Source organism: Anabaena sp. FACHB-595, assembly GCF_048568275.1.
Lineage (GTDB): Bacteria > Cyanobacteriota > Cyanobacteriia > Cyanobacteriales > Nostocaceae > Trichormus.
Window position 1 is genome coordinate 3951982 of the sequence record NZ_CP183473.1, and the last position, 21098, is coordinate 3973079.

Below are 21098 nucleotides of genomic sequence, written 5' to 3' on the forward strand. Positions count from 1 at the left end.
ACCATCTGTAATATAGCCTTGACTTGGCAGATGAACAAAAAGAATCCCCAAGAACAAGATTGACGTTGTGCGTCAGAACAAATGCACCCAATATCCAAGAAGTCAGTGTTACAGTCTTAAATCCGTCACGTAATTCAGGAACAAGTGGCCCATTAGCAGGTCTAATAGATAGGGATGAATTAACGCCAGTACGATCTATGAGTCAATCGATTACTGTATCCTGGTCAACGGTTGATGCGAGGTGTCCAGAAGCATCGGTGCAAGTTGACAAACTCTCGAACCACGATTTAATCTTGCGCTGTCAAGTAGGGCTGCGTCCTGATCGTGTTGCGTTTGCCGAGCTATTGCGCCGCTATCAAACCCAGGTTGATAGAGTTTTGTATCACCTAGCCCCTGATTGGTCAGACAGAGCCGACTTGGCTCAAGAAGTTTGGATTCGCGTGTATCGGAATATTAACCGATTGCAAGAGCCATCTAAGTTTAGGGGCTGGTTGAGCCGGATTGCTACCAACTTGTTTTATGACGAATTGCGTAAACGCAAGCGGGTTGTAAGTCCTTTGTCATTAGATGCGCCCCGTTCTGTAGATGATGGCGAAATGGATTGGGAAATTGCTGGAGATACGCCAGGGCCAGAGGAAGAACTGACAACTAGAGAATTTTACGAACAACTGCGAGAGGCGATCGCTGATTTACCAGAAGTATTCCGGACTACCATTGTTCTGAGGGAAATCGAAGGTATGGCATACGAAGAAATTGCCGAAATCACAGGTGTATCCTTGGGAACAGTCAAGTCGAGAATTGCTAGAGCTAGATCCAGATTGCAAACTCAATTGCAAACTTATCTTGATGCCTAATTTACAATATCTTTAATCTATCCTGTGGGAGAATTTAACTATTGATTAAGAATTGTGAGGAACCTGCATCGTGCCTCTGCCATCAATAAAAGAATAAATAAACCTCTCAAGGTTGTCCCCCTTCTGCCCGTGGATGAATTGGTAATAATGTTAGTATGACTACTGATTCTAATTTTAATGACCCTTGTCGGCGGCAATTTTCGAGAGATTTACCACAAAAGATGGCTAGGCATACCAATGAAGCAACGGGTGCTATGGATATGGTGAAGCGCGATCGCTTTGAATTATTGAGTGCTTACCTTGATGGAGAGGTGACAGCCGCAGAACGTCGGCAAGTCGAAGACTGGTTAGCCAACGATGTGGCAGTACAGCGCCTCTATTCCCGACTATTAAAGCTAAGGCAAGGCATACGAACTATGCCCATACCAACAGCCCAACAATCACCAGAAACAACAGCAGAGCAAGTATTTGCCAAAGTTAACCGCCGTTCTCGATTAGCTTGGAAATTAGGTGGTGCGGCTGTTGCAGCTTGTGTGATTGGTGCTGTTACTAACTGGCTACCAGGGCGGCAAACTGGCATACCCCAACTAGCCCAACAACCCCAAGAACAGCCTACTCAAGCTGTCACCACGCCAGATGCACTGCCCATGATAGCCTTGAACAACCCAGTAATTGAAATTCCTAAAGCGGCTGTAGCCTCACCTACCAAATTTATACAGCCGCAGCCACAACTAGGAGAGATTCCCCCAGATATCAACTAATCATCAAGTACGTAGTCAGCAGTTTGGTGATGAGATTTATTGTCGCTATTCCACCAACCATCAGGTAGGTGAACACCTTTTAGCATCTCCACTTTCGCTGGGTTCATCAAATATACCCACGCCCAACCGAGAGACAAACCCAGGGGATTTTTTACTTCAACCTCCAGGCGATTGTAAAGATTCTCTGACATTTCTCCCTCAGGCTGATAATCTTCTAGCTCGTCTAAAGCATCTAGAATTCCTAAATCAGCAAAAGAAAGTAAATATCCATGAACGGTACTTTCCCCAATCGTCATGGCTGGGTAGCCTATTGGCAAAGCAAATAACTGACCTAGTGTAGTTGCTTTTTGGGCTAATACTACCTTGCCAGCACAATATCTTTGATAATTTTCTTCACCTGGTTTGAGAGTGCCGTACACAAAAATCCGCACTCCGCCAGAAAATTTTGTCTTTAATTGTGTCATCCCTTTTTTAACCGACTGATTCCTTTGCCTACCATCATCTACAATATGTAGGCAAACAAGATTACAGAGCCAGTAGGAGAATTTTTGGTGGACTCCCGATACAACCCCGCAACACTTGAGGAAAAATGGCAAAAAACATGGGTAGAACTTGGTTTAGATAAGACCCAAACACAAAGCAACAAACCAAAATTCTACGCTCTATCCATGTTTCCCTATCCATCGGGCAGCCTACACATGGGTCACGTCCGTAATTACACAATTACAGATGTGATTGCCCGCCTCAAACGAATGCAAGGGTATCGGGTACTGCATCCAATGGGATGGGATGCCTTTGGCTTACCAGCAGAAAACGCCGCCATTGACCGTGGTGTACCCCCTGCCAAATGGACTTATCAAAACATTACCCAAATGCGGCAACAATTGCAGCGTCTTGGTTTATCCATTGACTGGGATAGCGAAGTTGCCACCTGTTCGCCAGATTATTACAAATGGACACAGTGGATTTTCTTACAGTTCTTACAGGCGGGGTTAGCTTACCAAAAAGAAGCAGCCGTCAACTGGGACCCCATTGACCAAACTGTATTAGCAAACGAACAAGTTGATAACGAAGGTCGTTCTTGGCGTAGCGGCGCTATTGTTGAGCGTAAATTACTCAGGCAGTGGTTTTTGAAGATTACCGACTACGCCGAAGAATTATTAAATGACCTAGATAAATTGACTGGTTGGCCAGAACGTGTCAAATTGATGCAGGCGAACTGGATAGGGAAATCCTCAGGAGCCTATTTAGAATTTCCCATTGTCGGCAGCAATGAAAAAATAGCTGTGTATACTACCCGCCCTGATACAGTTTACGGGGTCAGCTATGTAGTATTGGCACCAGAACATCCCCTCACCAAGCAAGTTACAACCAAAACACAACAAGCAGCAGTAGACACCTTTATTCAAGAGGTGACAAATCAAAGCGAATTGGAACGTACCGCCGAAGACAAACCTAAACGAGGTATAGCCACTGGTGGTAAGGCAATTAACCCGTTTACAGGGGAAGAAGTACCCATTTGGATTGCCGACTATGTACTGTATGAGTATGGTACTGGGGCTGTAATGGGTGTACCTGCCCACGATGTACGGGATTTTAAATTTGCTCAGAGATATGACTTACCCATTGATTTTGTCATTGCGGCCCCTGATGATGTAGCAGGTTTTGACTTAAGCCCGACATCAGAGACAGAAGAAGTCACTCAAGTCGTGCAGATAGAATATAACCAAGCCTACACAGAACCAGGAATCTTAATTAATTCTGGGGCTTTTACTGGTATGACTTCCACAGATGCCAAACAGGCGATTGTGAAATATGCCACAGAAAAAGGTTTTGGCAAAGAACGTATTCAATATCGCTTGCGGGACTGGTTGATTTCTCGGCAACGCTATTGGGGCGCACCAATTCCCGTCATTCATTGCCCCAATTGTGGGATAGTACCAGTACCTGACAAAGATTTGCCCGTCATTTTACCAGAAGAAGTGGAATTTACTGGACGAGGTGGTTCACCGTTGGCACAGTTGGAAAGCTGGGTAAATGTCCCTTGTCCTACCTGTGGTACTCCTGCCAAACGGGAAACCGATACGATGGACACCTTCATTGATTCCTCGTGGTATTTCTTGCGGTTTACTGATGCTAGGAACGAAGCACAGGTATTTGAATCAGCAAAAACCAATGACTGGATGCCCGTAGACCAATATGTAGGCGGTATTGAACACGCAATTTTGCACTTGTTATATTCCCGCTTCTTCACGAAAGTATTGCGCGATCGCGGCTTGTTGAATTTTGATGAACCTTTTGAGCGTTTGTTAACTCAAGGGATGGTACAAGGTTTAACTTACTTCAATCCGAACAAGGGTGGTAAAGATAAGTGGGTTCCTTCCCATTTAGTTAACCCCAATGACCCTCGTGACCCCCAAACAGGCGAACCACTGCAACGGCTTTACGCCACCATGTCCAAATCTAAAGGCAACGGTGTCGCACCGGAAGATGTGATTGCTAAATATGGTGTAGATACGGCGCGGATGTTCATCTTATTTAAAGCGCCGCCAGAAAAAGATTTGGAATGGGATGAAGCTGATGTAGAAGGACAATTCCGCTTTTTAAATCGGGTTTGGCGTTTGGTGACAGATTATGTAGCATCTGGGGTAAACCCTAAAAATAAATCTGGCGAATTGAGCAAGTCAGAAAAAGACTTACGGCGGGCAATTCACACTGCTATTCAGTCGGTGACGGAAGATTTAGAGGATGATTATCAGTTTAATACTGCTATTTCCGAATTGATGAAGTTAAGTAACGCCCTTACTGATGCTAACGGCAAAGATTCACGGGTTTATGCTGAGGGTATTAAGACATTGGTGGTTTTGCTGGCTCCTTTTGCACCACACATTGCTGAGGAATTGTGGCGATTATTGGGTAATAGCGAGTCAGTGCATACTCAAACCTGGCCTGCTTTTGACCCAGCTGCTTTGGTTGCCGATGAAATCACTTTAGTGATTCAAGTTAATGGTAAGAAGCGTGCTGACATTCAAGTTCCGTCACAAGCTGATAAAGCTGAGTTAGAGAAATACGCCCGCGAATCAGAAGTTGTGCAACGTCACCTTGAAGGCAAGGAAATTAAAAAGGTAATTGTCGTGCCTGGAAAGTTAGTTAATTTTGTCGTTGGTTAAATATTTTTGTGTTTTTTGAGAAAAGCGTTAAAGGTCGGCGTACCAAAGCTGTCTTTCCCTGAGTCAATTGATAATGACTGCCGTAATATCCACCAAGGTATTGCGGCATTTTTCTATTTTTGAACACAGAGGAGGTTCAAAGTTTATGCGGAGGGACACAGAGGTTTGGTGAAAGCTTTGTGTTTCGTAGTTATGAAAAACATCTAATTGCCTATATCCTCATTCCATAGTTCAGGATTGGTTTGAACAAACTCACTCATCATCTGTTCGCATTCATCTAAATTTAAATCAATAACTTCCACACCGTGGGACACCATAAAATCTTTAGCACCAGGAAAAGTCCTAGATTCACCGACAATGACTTTCTTAATACCAAATTGCACCACAGCCCCAGCGCATAAATAACACGGCATTAAGGTTGAATATAATGTGGTACCTCTGTAACTGCCAATTCTACCGGCATTACGGAGACAATCGATTTCGGCATGAGTAACAGGGTCACGGTCTTGTACACGTTTGTTATGTCCTCTGCCGAGAATTTTGCCATCTTTGACAAGCACGGAACCAATGGGAATACCTCCTTCTTGTCTACCTTGTTTTGCTTCTTGAATGGCGGCCTGCATAAACTCATCCATTTTTTATCCTCCTTATATGACAAAACAACTAGTGTTAATGGATCATGATGGTGGTGTAGATGATTATCTAGCAACTATGCTGCTGTTGACGATGGATAATGTGCAACTCATGGGTGTTGTTGTTACTCCTGCTGATTGTTATGTCCAGCCTGCGGTGAGTGCTACGCGTAAAATTATTGATTTGATGGGATTTTCTCATATCCCAGTGGCAGAAAGTACTGTACGCGGGATTAATCCGTTTCCTCGGCTGTATCGGCGTGATTCGTTTATTGTTGACCATCTGCCTATTCTCAATCAAACCGAATTGATTCATACACCTTTGGTTGAGGAAACTGGTCAAGATTTTATGGTCAGAGTATTGCAAGAAGCACTAGAACCCGTAACATTAATGGTTACAGGCCCACTCACAACGGTTGCAGTTGCTTTAGACCAAGCACCAGACATTGAAGCCAAGATTGACAAGATTGTCTGGATGGGTGGCGCTTTGAATGTTCCTGGTAATGTGGAAAAAAGTTTAGAGGCTGGACAAGATGGGTCTGCCGAATGGAATGTCTATTGGGATGCAGTTTCAGCTGCACGAGTATGGCAAAGGGAAATTAAGATTATTATGTGTCCCTTAGATTTGACTAACGATGTACCAGTGACATCTGAGTTAGTATACAAAATGGGGCGACAAAGACATTATCCCGTATCTGATTTAGCTGGACAATGTTATGCCTTAGTTATCCCACAAGATTATTATTTCTGGGATGTGTTAGCAACGGCTTATTTAGGACACCCAGAATTTTATCAACTCCGCGAATGGGAGACAGAAATTATTACTAGTGGTTTGAGTCAGGGACGGACTAAAGTTGTCACTGGTGGGCGCAAGATTTTAGCTATGGATAAAGTGGATAAGGATGCTTTTTATGCTTACATTTTGCAACAGTGGGCAAGGTAAACAATTCAAAATACCCTAAGGGAAGCTAAAGCTACAAAATTCAAAATTCAAAAAAATGGAAATTTGAGGACTTGACATCCTCCACAAAGTCCGATCAAGCGGATTTAAGGAATTGTAATTGAGTTGTTTGAAACTATTTTTGCGCTCTATAAACTGGACTTATTTGACGATAAGTGTTGAGTAATTCTAAGAATTTATCAAAATCAAAACTTAAGGGGTCAACTCTCTGGCTGGAACGGTCTACTGCTTTGTGTGTGGTGATGCGCTCTTCTGGTACTTGGCTTTGAGCAATTAACCAAGCTAAAGAGTTATACTGCTCTGGTGTATAACCACTATGAGATTTTAGAAAATTATTGCCACGTCCATCTGGTGGTGTTTCTAAGGAAACATGATAGGCAAAATTATTCACAGATGGTGGTAAGTTAGGATTAGTTTGCACAGTTTCAATACCGTCTGTGCCATCAAAAACTGAGTTAGCAGCGCCAAAGGCTCGCTTTTCTGGAGGGACTAAATATAAAACAGTTCCATCTAATTTAATTATGGCGTGGTAACTTGCCTGAACCGTTTCATCTGTATGGGGTGTTTGGAAAAAGTTAACTGCGCTGGAAGCAGAGTTACTAGTTTCATGCAGAACAATAATTGGTTGATTTTTTATCGGTAAGCCATTAATATCTTGGGTATAACGTTCACCATAATTACTTGGATGTACAGCCGCGATTTCTAATTTTGGCTTGTACTTAGCAAATGTTTGAGTAGTTATATATCTACCAGAAGACTGATTAGTTATAACTGGAAAATTGCCAATATCTTGGGCTTTGTTACCTTGGTTTATTTCGGACTGGATTTGTATCTGAGGATATTGTCTCCAAGTTGCTATATCTGAGTTTGATGGTATTGCTGTATTTTGTTGTACTTGTGTAGATTTTCCTGCTAATAATGCCAATATCAAAGCGGCTAACATCAGAAAAATTAGCGTAACCCTGGTAGCCCAGTCACGAAAATTCATTTTTTTATAATTAATAATGCTGCCTTAATTAATCTTAATATACTTTTCTTGTTACAGAATAGGTTATGAGTAGATTTTTTTTGGCAATAAAAAGTATTTCTCCAGGGAGATAAATACGGATATTTAATATTGTTTAATTGTAAGTTTTGTATTTTGAATTGCCGATTTATTTACATCCTACATCAAATCTCTTGACGATAGGCTCATTACTAATGAAAGAAAAATTACCAAATGAGACGGTAAATAGCTATTTCAGCTTGCTCCAGTTTTGTTAGTTGTCGAAGGTATTGCTCACTCAACAGTAATTCAATGTATATCTTTCTCTATAACTTTTAGCACATCTTCTCTTTGTGTCCTTGGCGACAAAAGCGAAAATTTTTTCAAAATGGCCCGAAGTGAATTTCCTATTTTGGATACAACCCTTAACTTACAGGAAATAGAGTTTTGAAAAAGGCAAATTATTGTATGTTAGCTAACAAAAATTACAATCCTAAATATAATGTCTGCCCCGAAAAATAAATTCTTGAGATTTTATGTATTTTTTGAAGCCTTCATTGAATTTACTGATATATTTGAATCAACACTTTAATTTATCTTGATTGTTCATCTGTTAGCCATTTTTTGCTTGCCGCAGTATTTTTCAGACATTTCAAATAAGCACTGAGGCATGGATCAAAGTATATTTTTAGATGTTTTAACTAGCTTGCAAAAATTATTTGTAGGTTACATTCCCGCAGCTATATTCGGCAGTTTCATTGGATATCTTATAGGTATAAATGTTGCTGTATATCAATTGATGCGGCGGATTTTTCAGATCCCTAATAGTATTCCGCCCATTGCCATTCTCCCCTTGACACTGGTTATTTTCCAAGAGAGTGAATCAGCTGTAGCGGTGGTAATCTTTATGGCTAGCCTCTGGACGATTATTATTAATACTGCTGTGGGGATTCAACATTTCCGTAGACAAAATAATAACTTTCGCGCGGTTATCTTTCATACATCTCATGCACTGAAAGTGGGGATTTGGGTAGCATGGTTTACTGTTATCGCTGTAGAAATGTTACTCGCATCTAAAGGACTTGGTGCTTTGTTGTGGAATAGTTATAAATCAGGTAATAGCAACTACATAATTGAGGGCATACTCTACATTGGTATTATCGGGTTTTTACTAGATCAGTTTATAGATTACACAGGTTATCTTTTAGCCCAAATGGTAACAGATAGCAAGAAATCTTCCTGATCCTTACTTTACTTTGCCTCGGAAGCGCACAAAGCCGTAAGACTCGGCTGGATTCCCACTACTAGTTGCAGGGGGTAGGTTGGGTAAGATAAGATTACGTGTAATCTCCACTACTAAGGCTCCATTAGTATTGCTACCAGTGTTGTTGCAAACGCTTGGTGTATTAGGATCATTAGCTGGGTAAAAAGTGGCGCGATCGCTATCTGCTACATTACTAAAATATACCGTAGGAATAGTAGAACCCACAGCCATAGCAATACCTTGATCTGAACCTGTTAAACCACCATCATTAGGACTCAAACCATTAAAAGCAGCAGCAAGAAAATCTACATTATTAGGCACTAAATCACACAATTGCACCTTAGTAGCATTATCTTGGCCATTGGAAAGGAAGTAAATAGTGTACTCTAACTCATCTCCGAGTTTGACAGTCCCAGCATTAATTAATCCTCGTAAATACCCAACTGGCCATTTAGCATCATTATCATCCGTGTCTCTCGGTGCAGCTACATAATTAGTAGCTGTCGTAGCCACATTACTCATCCCATCTACAATATCAGTTAAATCTTGGTTATTAACACGAGTAATGCGTTTCACCAAAATGAGATTCGGCGTATTGTTATTACCAGTAATATTTGTCTGGTCATCATCAGTATTATTTCCAGGAGTAATATCCCCACCACCATTAACAATAGCAATGTTAATTAAAGTAGATGGTGCATTATTAGCCACATCCACTGTTAAGGTAATTGCCGGGTAACTCCCACCTGGATTGAGTACATCGCTGCGGCTACAAGTTACGGTTTGTCCGGAAATACTACAATTCCAACCCGTACCACTAACTGCCGTGGGAGTTAAACCTGTAGGTAAGTTATCCGTTACGGTAACAGTATTCCCATCAGTTGCACCAGCCCCACTAGCATTACTAACAATAAGAGTATAAATTTGCCCTGTATCCCCCTGATTAAAATTACCTGTGTGGGTTTTATTCATACTCAAATCTGGAGGAGTAATAATATTTGCAATATCGGGGGGACTGGTATTATTTGTATTATCACCATCACCACCACCAGAGACAGTTGCTGTGTTAGTCACACTAGTAGCAGTAATGCCAGAATCAATCGTTACATTAATGTTTATATTAGGATAATTCGCACCTGGATTAAGTACATCGCTGCGACTACAAGTTACCGTTTGTCCTGAAATTGTACAAGTCCAACCATTACCTGTTGCGGCTGTAGGAATAATTCCAGTTGGGAGAATATCTGTAACTGTAACTGGAGTACCATCAGTAACATCACCACCAGAATTAGGTACATTAATCACATAAGTACCTGTACTACCTCTGACAAAATCAGTCGGCGTGTGAGTTTTACTAACTGTTAAATCAGGACTGACAATATTTAAGAAATTATTAGCCGCATTACTAGGAAAGAATGTCCATTGGTCTAGACCTTTCGTATCGCCAAAAGAACCCGTACAGACTGTGTTAGTATTACCTCCACTAGCTTGCCCAAAGGCGCGCTGATTTGTTCTAGTGTCAAAGCCTGTAATTTGATTACTGAACGCAGGTACAGTGGGGCCAACACCGCAAAGAGGCGCATTGTTATCAATATTAGCTTGTGTTGCTCCTACGTGAACTATTGTGCCATTTTTAGTTCGATACACCCGGTCATCATAAAAACCTGTTGTTGGGCCAAAACCTGGTAAGTCGGTAGGATATGAAGCTGGAGGGTTGAGTAAAGTGACTGTTGGGCCACCGGAGAAGTTATTTTCTGCATCTAATACCGGAAAATGATACTCTCCGGCATTAATTCTAATATTGAACAGATAATTAGTACCAACAGGAAAGAAATTACCAGCATTATTTCTACCATCCCAACTGACATTTTGTGTTCCTGATGAGTTCATATAACCCCTTAAAACTCGGTTCTGCGGGTTTTTCGGGTCAAAATCCGTGCTACCATCACCTCTGATTACAATTTCATAAGTTCCAGTGACAGTGCTATTAAAGCTAAAAGTCCCTCCATTGCCAACTTTACTATTGTTGCCGGAAAGATTACCCGTAAAATTAGGATTAGTTACACTGGGAGGAATTGGATTAGTGGTAATACCCACACCTTGGAAACTGCCAAAGCGGTCATAACGATTTATAAAAGCTAAAGCGTTAGGATCAAGCAGATTAAAAAATGTGGGAAACTGCGGACGTGCTAAGGATGCACCACCTTGGATATTAGATACGTTACCGTTAGTACCAACAACGTTACGGTATAGAGTTGAGACACCGTCACTATCAAAAAAACCGACTTCGTTACCATAAAGAACAAAACCGTTGGGATCTAAACCTCTAATCTCTGTTCTATATCTATAACCGTCTGTAGTGACAGGATAAACATTTGAATAGACTGGTCTGCCATTACCTCCTGTAAATAATGCTAAATAATAAGAAAATAAACGTCCGGTTGAGTCTGTAGTGGAACTGGTACTACTACGAACAGTTACATCCCAAGCTGCTACACTACTTCCTTGGCTAGAGTCAAAATTAGTACTACTAGTTAAATTTATCTCTGCTGTTATCCCACCATCACCACTAGCATTAAATCCTGCGGGGCCAAAGATAACAACATCATAAATGCCAGTAGAGGGAGCTTGATAGTAACAAGGTGTATATCCGCTAGTATTCCCTGTACCATTAATACTTCTTGGCCCGGCTAATTCCTCGGTTCTACTATTAATTTTTCCTCCGGTTTGAGAAGTACATTGAAAACTTGGTGTACTAGGAAAAGTTTCACTACCTACCTGACCTGTGACTAAATTAGGGTTATAAACATAGATATCACCAGTGGTTGTGACATTATTACTAGTGCGAGTGACACCCACAGCACTAGAACCTAGTAGGATGTATTCACCAGCCTGGGCATAAACTTTTAATAGTGTTCTTCTTGTAATTAAGTTACCTGTCTGTTCTGTCCGCCATTCTAAGTTAGCTCGATATGCAGTCCCAGGGGAAGAAGCAGGATATAAATTGCGGCTGCCTTCGGCTTGGACGGGTTGGATACCAATAGCTACAATACCTACACAAAGAGCTGCAATTCTACTAAAAGATTTGATATTTTGGATGTTTTTGGATGTTTTCTGATTAGTTGGGCTGCGATTCATAATTTGATAGCTTTTAATTGTTAATTGCTGTTTGTTATAACCCAGATAAAGATATAATTTTGCTGTATTATTTTTTGGCTGCTGTTACGGGTTTTTGTAAGCCAAAGCCATCAAATAATTCGTTAAGTTTTAGCGTCAAACCCAAATATAATCCCCCCGCAGAACGAGTACCGGAAAAATCTTGGTCATCGATCTTACCAAAGGCATAACCAGCCGAAAGCCGCAGATTAGGACTCAAATAATACCCAGCCTCCACGACAAAACCCGTCTCAGTATAGTTGGCTTGACCAATCACCCGTGCCTCACCAACTAAATCCCAACTATATCCCAGGCGATAAGTAGCACGTAATTGTCCCAAGTTGACCGTACTAGTACCTACCAGGTCATTTGCTAAATAAGAAGTGCTATTACGCAGTGCATATTTACCATAAAATTCCCATTGCCAATTGGGTGCATAAATGGCTTCCATTGCAAAGGTATGGTCTTGAGAACCTGTACCACTACCTAAGAGAATTGTGTCAGGAATAGTCGCCGGATTTTGGCGATACTCATAACGCAACAAGGCGTTAAATTTATCGTTGTTGGGGTCGCGGTAAGCTAAACCCAGCTTCAAATTGGCTGTATCTCCTAGTCCTGAGAGTTTTTGATTGGAAGAGTTGGCTTGTTGATATCTCACCAAAGCTGTGAGTGCAGGCGAAATTTTCCCTAAGGCGGCGGCTGTAATTACCGTATTAGAACCACCGGAAGAAGTCCGATGTTCATAACGGGCGCTGGCTTGGAATTGAGGATTATCAGAGTATTCCAAACCTATGCTGTAACTATCTCCCCCATTAAACCCAATAGAAGAAGCACTTTGACCAACAGCAAAGGGTTGGGCAAATTGTTGACCTGCGGCGGTACGGTTGAAGAAGCTGCCAAAGACGTGTTCATAAGCCAAATTCAACCGCAAACCAGGAGCAATCATCCAACGGTTATTTAACCCAATAGCACCTTGAGTAGTCAGTTCGTTAGCCCCACCGATAATTGAGTAACGACCAGAGAGGGTAGTATCAGAACCGAGTTTATGCTCACCGTTAACACTTAAGCTGGTGATAGAGTTACTGGAAGACTGACCGCTACTGTAAAACTGTTGAGCCAGACTGATATTCACACCAGGAACAACGGCCCAATTGAGACCGAAGATAGTGCGGTCTGGGTAGACAGTATCTTTTTGGGAAGATAGGGTGAGTTCGTTTTGGGCTTGGAATGTCAGGTTGTTTGTCAGAGGATATGTTAAACGGGAACGCAATTGATCCGATGTACTTTCTAGACCATTTGTCGCTATCCTGTCTTCCCGATTACGATGAATCCAATCCACATCTACAGTGGCTTTCCCAAAACGTTGTTGAATCCCCGCCGAGATGGTTGTTAGGGAATTATCGACTTGGCTACCTGGAATTGCTTGTGAACGTGGAGAAAATAATTCTTCAAATGTATCTAGTGGTTGAGGTGCAATACCAAAGTTGTCTTCGTGGTCGTACTGCACACGAATATTTGTGGTTTGGGAAAGTTGCCCTGTTAACTGTCCGCCATAGCGAGTTTGACCAGGGACAAAACTAATGGTGGCGTTATTGGCAAAACCTGTATCAGCATAACGATAATAAGCCCGACCTTGTAAACCTCGAAAAATCTCTCCTTGAGCTTCTAGACGGTAGGCTTCGCCACGTACCCGCCCCAGAATGTCAGAATCATTACGAGAATGGGCATATTCGGCAATTAACTGGCTCTGAGAACCGAGAGAAATCTTGGCATCTGCACCATAGAGTTCAAAACCACGTAGTCCTTGATTCTCTCTGACATAGGTTGCGGCTATCCAACTCTCTTGATTGAGAGTGCGGGAAAAGTTGTATTGCAAACGACCTGCATAGATATTGCTATCAGAGTTGTTGCTGTCATATTGATAGCTGACAACAATCCGCCGCACCAGAACCTGTCCTGTTGCATCAATATCAGTACGCAGAACTGGTTCACGGAAAATTACAGTACCGCGATCGTAGTCTATTTCGTAATCTGGGCCACGACTTAGTTGTTTACGTTCCAGTACTGTACCAGGACGATTGAGTTCTTCTAATTCAATAAAGACGTTTTCACTACCAGGAATTACTAACCGCCGGGAAAGGAAGTAATAACCACTGGTTCCATCAGGTGCAACGGTGTCTCGTTGAAAGGCTTCTAAATTATTGCCATAGAAGCCTGTAATTTGTAAATTCCCGAAGTTGTAGTTGGCTTTAAAGCCGTGGAGTTGGCGGGTAACGGCGGTGAATTGCTGAGAAGACCGAGCAAATTCTTCTGTGTTGTAGTCGCCCCACATAGCATAATCAGGTGCAGTACCCGGAATACCTGTAGAACGTTCAAAACGCAGATATACACTGTCAATGGAGGGTGTAACTACGTCTACTTTAGAGCTATCGCCATAAACAGGATAGTTTTGTTCGCTAGATTGGTATGACCTAAACAGACGATTGTCGCAGTTACAATCTTCATTGAGACTACGAGAACTATTGTATGCACCAGTAAACAACCACTCACCGATCGCACCCGTGGCAAATATGGCTGAGTTAAACTCTAATTGGGTACCATTATCTCTATTAGGGGGCAGGAAATCACGAAAACTGCTGTAATAATTTGTCCCTCTTGCTCCCAACCGCACATCTATCACCCCAGTCACCAAACTAGGACGCAGTGCTGTCGCAAATTCGATTTGGGTAAAAGCTTCTAAATCGTTAGCTACAGCTCGAATCCTGGCTGTTTGGGCTTGGAGAGGCGATCGCCACACCGCAGTAAATTCTCCCTTTTTCGCCTCTATCTGAAACCCTGGTTGTTCTGGTTTCAGGTCAGTTCCTACCAACTCTCCTACCGTGGGGATTAAGGTAATAACGGCATCTTGATTTGAACGATTGCCATTTTCATCAAGGAGTTGACCGCGAATTGTCGCTGTTGAACGTCCATCAGCCGGGACACGAGACTCAACGGTTTCTACAGTTAGTTTTTTGGCTGTTCCCCTCACCACTACCCGCAGGGTTACAGGTGCTTCTGTTCCTCCTACTATTTGTGCAGCTAGAGTATTTTCCCCTTCTTTGAGACCAACTCCATACCATGTCTGCGTTACTAAGTTAGTATCAGCATCAGTTTCGGTACGTCCCAACAAAGAAGAGTCTACCAATACCCCATTTACCCGCAACTCTACTTGACTACCAGATGGGAATTGCACTGCTACGGTAGTTGCCGACACATCAATCACACCATCAGGCGTGGGAGTCAAGATTTTCAGTACTGTTGTAGTTGTTGGAGTATTTTCCCTCCGTCCATTACCCTCATCTGTTTCTGCAACTAATTTGCGTAAACTTCTAGGTATGGGTGTATCTGTTGCTGGTTGAAAAGTGGGAATTTCCTTTGGAGTGGTTGGCGCGGGTTCTGCAAGCCTACTTAGACCTTTGGGTAATGGGATATCATCTGCTGGTTGGAATGGTGAGATAGCATTTGCAGAAGGTTGTAAATCTGTTGGTGCGTTCGATGTAGGTGTTTCCTCTTGTACTTCGTTGGTTTGAGTTGTTTGATCTAATCCTCTAACCTCCTTCTTTAGTAGGGCAGGGGAAATATTCCAAGCCTCTCTCCTTGTAGGGAAGAGGTCGGGAGAGGGGTTTTCTATTTCATCTTGGGTTAGCTGAGTGGTTAGTTCAGTTGTGCGACCTAATCCCCTCATACCTGCCAGAGAAGGGGGAATATTCAAAGCCTCTCTCCTCATAGGGGAGATGTCGGGAGAGGGGTTTTCTAAATCAGGGGAAAATCCAGGATTTTCCTGAGCTTCAGCGTGAACTATTGCTGGATACAAGACAAAGCTTAAAGCCCCAGCCATTGCTCCCATCAACCGCAAATTGAGAATACTTACAGGTTTCATGGCTTGACTACCTCCTCTGGGGTGGGAGTAACCGCAAAGTTCATCCTTACCAAACCACCAGGTTCGAGGCGTACTAGACGGGATTGGCTATTGCGTTCGCGGAATTTCTCGTTGGGAGCTAGTTTGTAACCAGGGACACTACTTAGGTCTAATACTCCCGTGTGACTTCCGGGTAAAACGTTGGCGAGGGAGAATAAACCGTTGGGATCTGTGGTGATGCGGTTACCGTCTTGGAGGAAAATTACAGCATTGGCAATTCCCGCTTCTCCCGGTTGTTGTTCACCGTCAAAGTTTTTGTCATCAAAGACCCGACCAATAATAGTGCCGCAATCAGAAACTATACCTGGACGAATCTTCAGCTGGTGCGTTGCTGGGCCATCCTTAATCCTAAATCTGTTATCAGCCCGTTCAGCATTCACGATCGCACTATTACGACCACTACCACGCAAGGAATCAGTCGTGAGTTGAGCCGCATAAGCAATGTTAATGACTTTACCAACAGGAACATTGGCGTTAGGGCGAAATGTAATAGTATTACCATTACTAACGGGAGTGACAGTTACCGACTCCCCATCAATTTCACCCCGCACAGACTTAGGAATAAAGTTAAAACCTAAAGGTAAAGTATCCGTAATTTCCACATTGCTTAAAGCCGCATCAGATAAATTTCGTACCGACAAACGATAGATCACAGTATCTCCAGGTTCAGCCGCAGCGCGATCGCCTGTTTTAATCAGCTGTGCTTGAGTTGCCTGACACATATTTGTGGTGAACTCAAAAGCCAATAAATCTAGTCCCACAACTTCGGCATTAGGAACTAAAACTACGGTGCTTTCTACCCTAGATTCACCACTCAAACCGATTGGTTGACCATCTAAAGAAGTCGCAATATAGCGGACAACACTGTTATTAATTGCGCCTGTACTATTGAGAATTTCAATTTTAATCCGCCGTTGCCGATAAACAGAATTAGCTGGAGGATTAACTACAAAAATATAGGTTCTACCCGGTTCGATTTGACCACGATTAGGGTCGAGAAGAAAATTATAGACACCAGCCGGATTATTAGTAATGAAATAAGGATTACTGTTCTCAGAATTTGGTCTTAACCCACCAGGAACATTGTTATTAGGAATATCAGGAACTTCTGTAGGGGTGAGAGAAACTAACTGCCCTAATTCTGTGCCAGTGGGGTCACTGGGATTAGGTTCATATACGCTAACAGAAAAACCAGTATAGTCTGGTAAGAGCGTTCCAGCACAACCTAAAATCCTGCCTAATGGATCAACCAAAGGACTAGGATTGACATTAGTTTTAATAGTTAATCCTTGATATCGATTATTACTAGCTCTATCTTGATAAGTATATGTAGCTTGGTTTGTGATATTGACGACGGGAGTATTTTGCGCGTTCACTGGTGTTGGTATGGTAGTATGCAATAAGCTGCCGAAAAGAAGAGTGGCAGTTAACCTTTGATGCCAGTTACTGCGGAAGTAAATCGATGTTGGTTTACAAGGACGAATCACTGAATTTTTCCTCTCAGAAGCGCCCTGTTATTTATGAATAAAGGCATTTGATTGATACAAATATGAGCCGTCGTTATCGAAACTTGGAACAACGGCTAACTATTGATTAGATGTTTTCTAGTAGTGCTAATTCGTAATTCGCAGTTAAGAATTAGTATTAATTAACGCACCTGGGTTAAATAGGTCGCTTTGACTGTAGTTTTAGCTGCTACTAATGGCAGTTGCAAACGAATATTGGTATAAGCTGTAGCTGGTGCTGGTTTAATTTCGACCTTACCCCCAGGGAGGGTAACTTTAACTGTGGGATTCTCAACAAAACTGCGCCCGCCGTCAATGCTGTAAGTAATTTTGGCTGCTTTATTGGCAATATCAACTGATTTCAGCACATATACCATGCCTTTAGGGATTGGTTGATTGAGAGTCAAATTTTTGATTGAGCGATCGCTTTTATTTTCGCCATTTAAGGTATAACGCAACACATCCCCAGGCTTGACCACAGCTTGACCTTGTAATGCTTGCCAAGCAACCTTCTGTTTCCCCTGCTGATCCTTGCTAATAACCTGTTTTTCCGCCCCTAAGCGCAATTGCAATTGTGGTTGATTTTGAATGCTTTGAGCAACTACACTTCCTGGGATGTGATTGATAAATGGTGCGGTAGCAATCAGCGCAAATGCACCCACACCAGCGATAAGAACACCCTTCATGACAAATAACCCCAAAAAACTATTAGATATATGATTCCCATGTTTGCAGTCAGGACTTAAGTCCTGACTGCAAACTGTGCAGAACTTTAGTTAACCTTGCGTCGGAAAGTAAACGTTCTTTGTTGACCTGGTGCTACTTGACCAGTCACACTGTTGACATACCGAGTCACATCAGTGTTGACGGTAGTTCCAGTCTGATCACTACCTGAGGTAGTAGCAGGATTACCATTGAAGAATTGGATAGTACCATTGGGGTCAGTAGCTGAACCAATAATGTTGCTGGTATCAATCTGACCATTACTATCATTGTCTAACGCCCAGTTATTAGGCGCAGTTACCCCATTTTCATTGATGACAACATTGCTGGCGTTCAGGATGATGTTACCGTTACCAGATTGTGGCTCAGAGATGTTGCTGTATTGAATCTGGTACTCAATAATGTTACCAGGTACAGGACTCTTGTCAGTATCGCTAAGTATGCCATCAGCCCCGGCTACAGGTTGCCCATTTTGATCTAAGATTCTGGAAAGTTTCCGCAGTTTCAGGAAGCCAGTATATACACGGTTAATTGTAGTATTTTGTACAGCTTCTCCATTTAAGCCAGCAGTCCCATCATCCACAAAGGCTGTCACAGGAACGGGGAAACCTTTATCAATATCTGTAGATAATTGAGTACCATCAGGTAAGTCAATTTCCACACCGTAGTTGATGTTTGTACCTGGTGCTACACTAGGAATAGTGATGTATTCACTTGTGAGATTAATGGTGGATTGATCACCTGTTGTAGCCGGATTGCGATCTAGATCAAAAAGGAACTCAGATCCAGTCCAGACATAGGATCTAGATTCAGAAGCATAAGTAATCGTTACTAAAGTACCTACAGGTAAATCAGCATTGTTTCCAGCAGGTGTATTACTTGCTGGTGGGATGGGTACTAAAGAGTAGTCACTAGCAGCGCTACCGCTATTTCTGATAGTGTTGGTAAAGGCTACTGGTTGTGGATTTAGTGTAGAGTTTGGTTGTGTGCCGAAAGGTACTAAAGAAGATTTGTTAGTGAAGTCATCGTTTGTACCACCAGATGGGCCAATGGCATTAGGAGCATTGACTGGGCCATTGAGAATGGCTGAAGCTACAGGAACTTCTAGCGTGAAGATGTTGGCTTCACCACCGTCGCCTACACCAGTATTATCATTATTGCCGTCAACTCCTGTTTCTGGGGCAGCTGGATTATCAACGAAACCATCATCAACACTGGTATCAGGTAAACTATCAGGCACACCATCATTATTGAGATCTGTAAGAGCAGGTAGATTTGGTGTCATATTCCCAAATTGACCATTGAAGTTACTGGGGTTTTGGTCTCCAGACTCATCATAGACAGGGAAGTTATTACCAGGGGTTTGACCAAACAACTGAGCAATGTTGGCAACATTTAAAGATGTGCCGGCAAAGCTGGATTCGACTCTTAAGTTAATAGTAAAACCATTAACTGTTTGGTTGGGTGCAACAGATGTAACTATAGCTGTGTTGTTGATAAAACCAACACGGGTGACTGTACTCAAGTCACCTGGTGGTGTTGTTGTCCACGCCGCAGCATTAGCATCTGTCCCAATTGGTGATATCGTATATACTGCTGTCCATCCGTTGGGAGCTGTTACTGATACTAAATCTGTGCCAGTGGGAATGGCATCGGAAACTAAGATGTGCGGGACATTAGATGTTCCATTAAGATTGATACCCCTACCTTCCAAGGCTGCTGGAGTGATACCCTGTCCTGTGGGGTCATTACCTTCAACTCGCAAACTCAGACCATAACTAAGTGTGTCATCTGTAATGGAATTAGTTGTTCCCGCATTGCTGTAAGCAGTACGTGTCTTGAGAACTGTGGCTAAAGAGTAGGTTTTAACGCCTCCACCTACTTGAACATCAATAGATGTATCACTAGCTTCTCTAGTGCCGTTAACAGGAGCGCCATCAACTTCATCCGTCACACTACCATTGAGGTTATCTACAGTATAAACGTCACCACCATCAGGACTACGCAAGACGTTTTGAGCATTGGCTGGGGTATTACCTAACCTAACCGTAATGATGTCACCGCTTTGAGCGCCTGGCTGTACAGTAACAGGGACTCTAACTAATACCTGACCGCCGACAGCAATGTTGGGAACAATGGCCTCAGAACCAGTGATGTTAACCCAAGTTACGCCGTTGTCAGTACTATATTGCAGATTATTGAGTGTACCGTTGTTTGGTAATGTCCCAGAAACTGTTGCAGGCCCTGTTGTTGTTGCCAAATTAGGTATACGGAACTGGGTGGGGTCGTTACCGACGTTGGTGATGGTGTAATTGAAGATTAAGAGATCATTTATTTCAATCGTACCGCCGTCATCGTCCACTAAACCTGTGTAGTCTACTGTAATACCTGCAACTTCTGCCACTGTTACTGTGACAGTGTTGGAAGTTGTATTCAGGGGTACGTTGGGATTGTTGGGGTCTTCGTAAGTAGCAGTTGCTTCGTTGGTGATAGATTGACCCGCTTTAGTTCCTTCTGCTAGTGCAGGCGTAGTAAATGGGAAAATGCCGCTTGCTAAAAATGCTGTGGCGACTAAAGCACGGTAAATTCGAGACTTCCCAGTCTTGTGAGCTTTTTGGTGGAAATTCATTTGGTGTAGTTACTTGGTTAGAGTGCTGCCTGGTAGATTTCGAGAAAAAGTGGTGTAAAGTATGCCTGAGATAGAGAACCTATTGGTGTAATTTGTGTCGCACGTTTCCCTGAAACATCGAACTAATCTCAAAGTAATAAAGATTACTAAAATCCTTCTAGTCTAGTTCCTATAAGAAAGTGTGTTTACAGATGTAAACGGAAGTCTTCTGTAGGGAGTTAACTGTAACTAGTTCTACTTAAATTTAGTTCTATTGACTGAATGAGAGTTGACTGAAAGGCACAGAGCGATCGCTCAATAGTAAAAACTTAAGACAATCACCTCAGGTTTTAAAACAGTTAAACTACTGGTATTAAATAATATAAATTTCTAAAAGCCAGTTTTTTTACTTAAGTAATTACGTAAGGATATTCGTGTATTTATAACCAATAAAGTGGTCTTATTTAGTAGCATTTTTGACTCAAAAAATATAGTAGCGGCTTTTTTGGGAACATAAGTCC

General features: G+C 42.3%; 13 protein-coding genes. 5 read left to right on the forward strand and 8 right to left on the reverse strand.

Features of this window, described 5'->3' with window-relative positions; genetic code table 11:
* Nucleotides 1–197 precede the first annotated feature (197 nt).
* Both ACN222_RS16415 and ACN222_RS16420 read left to right on the forward strand, forming a co-directional pair.
* Nucleotides 198–854, forward strand: a complete 657-nt coding sequence (locus ACN222_RS16415; RefSeq protein WP_010997431.1) for a sigma-70 family RNA polymerase sigma factor — start codon at nucleotides 198–200, stop codon at nucleotides 852–854.
* Between the two features lie 155 nt (nucleotides 855–1009).
* On the forward strand, nucleotides 1010–1615 hold the full coding sequence (locus ACN222_RS16420; protein ID WP_010997432.1) for an anti-sigma factor family protein: 606 nt from the start codon (nucleotides 1010–1012) through the stop codon (nucleotides 1613–1615).
* On the opposite strand, the gene ACN222_RS16425 is transcribed toward ACN222_RS16420, so the two are convergent.
* Complete coding sequence (locus tag ACN222_RS16425) at nucleotides 1612–2079, reverse strand: gamma-glutamylcyclotransferase family protein (RefSeq protein WP_010997433.1); 468 nt, start codon at nucleotides 2077–2079, stop codon at nucleotides 1612–1614. The two genes, ACN222_RS16420 and ACN222_RS16425, sit on opposite strands and share 4 nt — an antisense overlap.
* 87 nt (nucleotides 2080–2166) lie before the next feature.
* Between ACN222_RS16425 and leuS the strand changes: the two genes are divergently transcribed.
* Entirely contained in the window at nucleotides 2167–4785 is a 2619-nt protein-coding gene (gene leuS, locus ACN222_RS16430; RefSeq protein ID WP_010997434.1) for a leucine--tRNA ligase, read from the forward strand.
* A gap of 203 nt (nucleotides 4786–4988) precedes the next feature.
* Here the strand turns inward: leuS and ACN222_RS16435 are convergent, their stop codons facing one another.
* Nucleotides 4989–5420 carry a nucleoside deaminase gene (locus ACN222_RS16435; RefSeq protein WP_010997435.1) on the reverse strand — a complete coding sequence of 144 codons (432 nt, stop codon included), beginning with the start codon at nucleotides 5418–5420 and terminating at the stop codon, nucleotides 4989–4991.
* 16 nt (nucleotides 5421–5436) lie between these two features.
* On the opposite strand from ACN222_RS16435, the gene ACN222_RS16440 reads away from it, so the two are divergent.
* The gene (locus ACN222_RS16440; protein ID WP_010997436.1) at nucleotides 5437–6360 is read left to right on the forward strand and encodes a nucleoside hydrolase; all 924 of its coding nucleotides are present in this window, start codon (nucleotides 5437–5439) and stop codon (nucleotides 6358–6360) included.
* Nucleotides 6361–6493: 133 nt separating this feature from the next.
* Here the strand turns inward: ACN222_RS16440 and ACN222_RS16445 are convergent, their stop codons facing one another.
* Entirely contained in the window at nucleotides 6494–7366 is an 873-nt protein-coding gene (locus ACN222_RS16445) for an N-acetylmuramoyl-L-alanine amidase (protein ID WP_010997437.1), read from the reverse strand.
* Nucleotides 7367–8033: 667 nt separating this feature from the next.
* Between ACN222_RS16445 and ACN222_RS16450 the strand changes: the two genes are divergently transcribed.
* The gene (locus tag ACN222_RS16450) at nucleotides 8034–8606 is read left to right on the forward strand and encodes a nitrate transporter (protein ID WP_010997438.1); all 573 of its coding nucleotides are present in this window, start codon (nucleotides 8034–8036) and stop codon (nucleotides 8604–8606) included.
* Between the two features lie 3 nt (nucleotides 8607–8609).
* Here the strand turns inward: ACN222_RS16450 and ACN222_RS16455 are convergent, their stop codons facing one another.
* The 5 genes from ACN222_RS16455 to ACN222_RS16475 form a co-directional block, all read right to left on the reverse strand.
* Nucleotides 8610–11765, reverse strand: coding sequence for a DUF11 domain-containing protein (locus ACN222_RS16455; protein WP_010997439.1), 3156 nt, complete (start codon nucleotides 11763–11765; stop codon nucleotides 8610–8612).
* Between the two features lie 67 nt (nucleotides 11766–11832).
* Nucleotides 11833–15702 (reverse strand): hypothetical protein, encoded by a 3870-nt coding sequence (locus ACN222_RS16460; protein ID WP_010997440.1) that lies wholly within the window; start codon nucleotides 15700–15702, stop codon nucleotides 11833–11835.
* On the reverse strand, nucleotides 15699–17228 hold the full coding sequence (locus ACN222_RS16465; protein WP_010997441.1) for a DUF11 domain-containing protein: 1530 nt from the start codon (nucleotides 17226–17228) through the stop codon (nucleotides 15699–15701). Before ACN222_RS16465 ends, ACN222_RS16460 begins: the two co-directional genes overlap by 4 nt.
* A gap of 161 nt (nucleotides 17229–17389) precedes the next feature.
* On the reverse strand, nucleotides 17390–17932 hold the full coding sequence (locus ACN222_RS16470) for a DUF11 domain-containing protein (RefSeq protein ID WP_010997442.1): 543 nt from the start codon (nucleotides 17930–17932) through the stop codon (nucleotides 17390–17392).
* A gap of 86 nt (nucleotides 17933–18018) precedes the next feature.
* Entirely contained in the window at nucleotides 18019–20598 is a 2580-nt protein-coding gene (locus ACN222_RS16475; protein ID WP_010997443.1) for a beta strand repeat-containing protein, read from the reverse strand.
* Nucleotides 20599–21098: the final 500 nt, after the last annotated feature.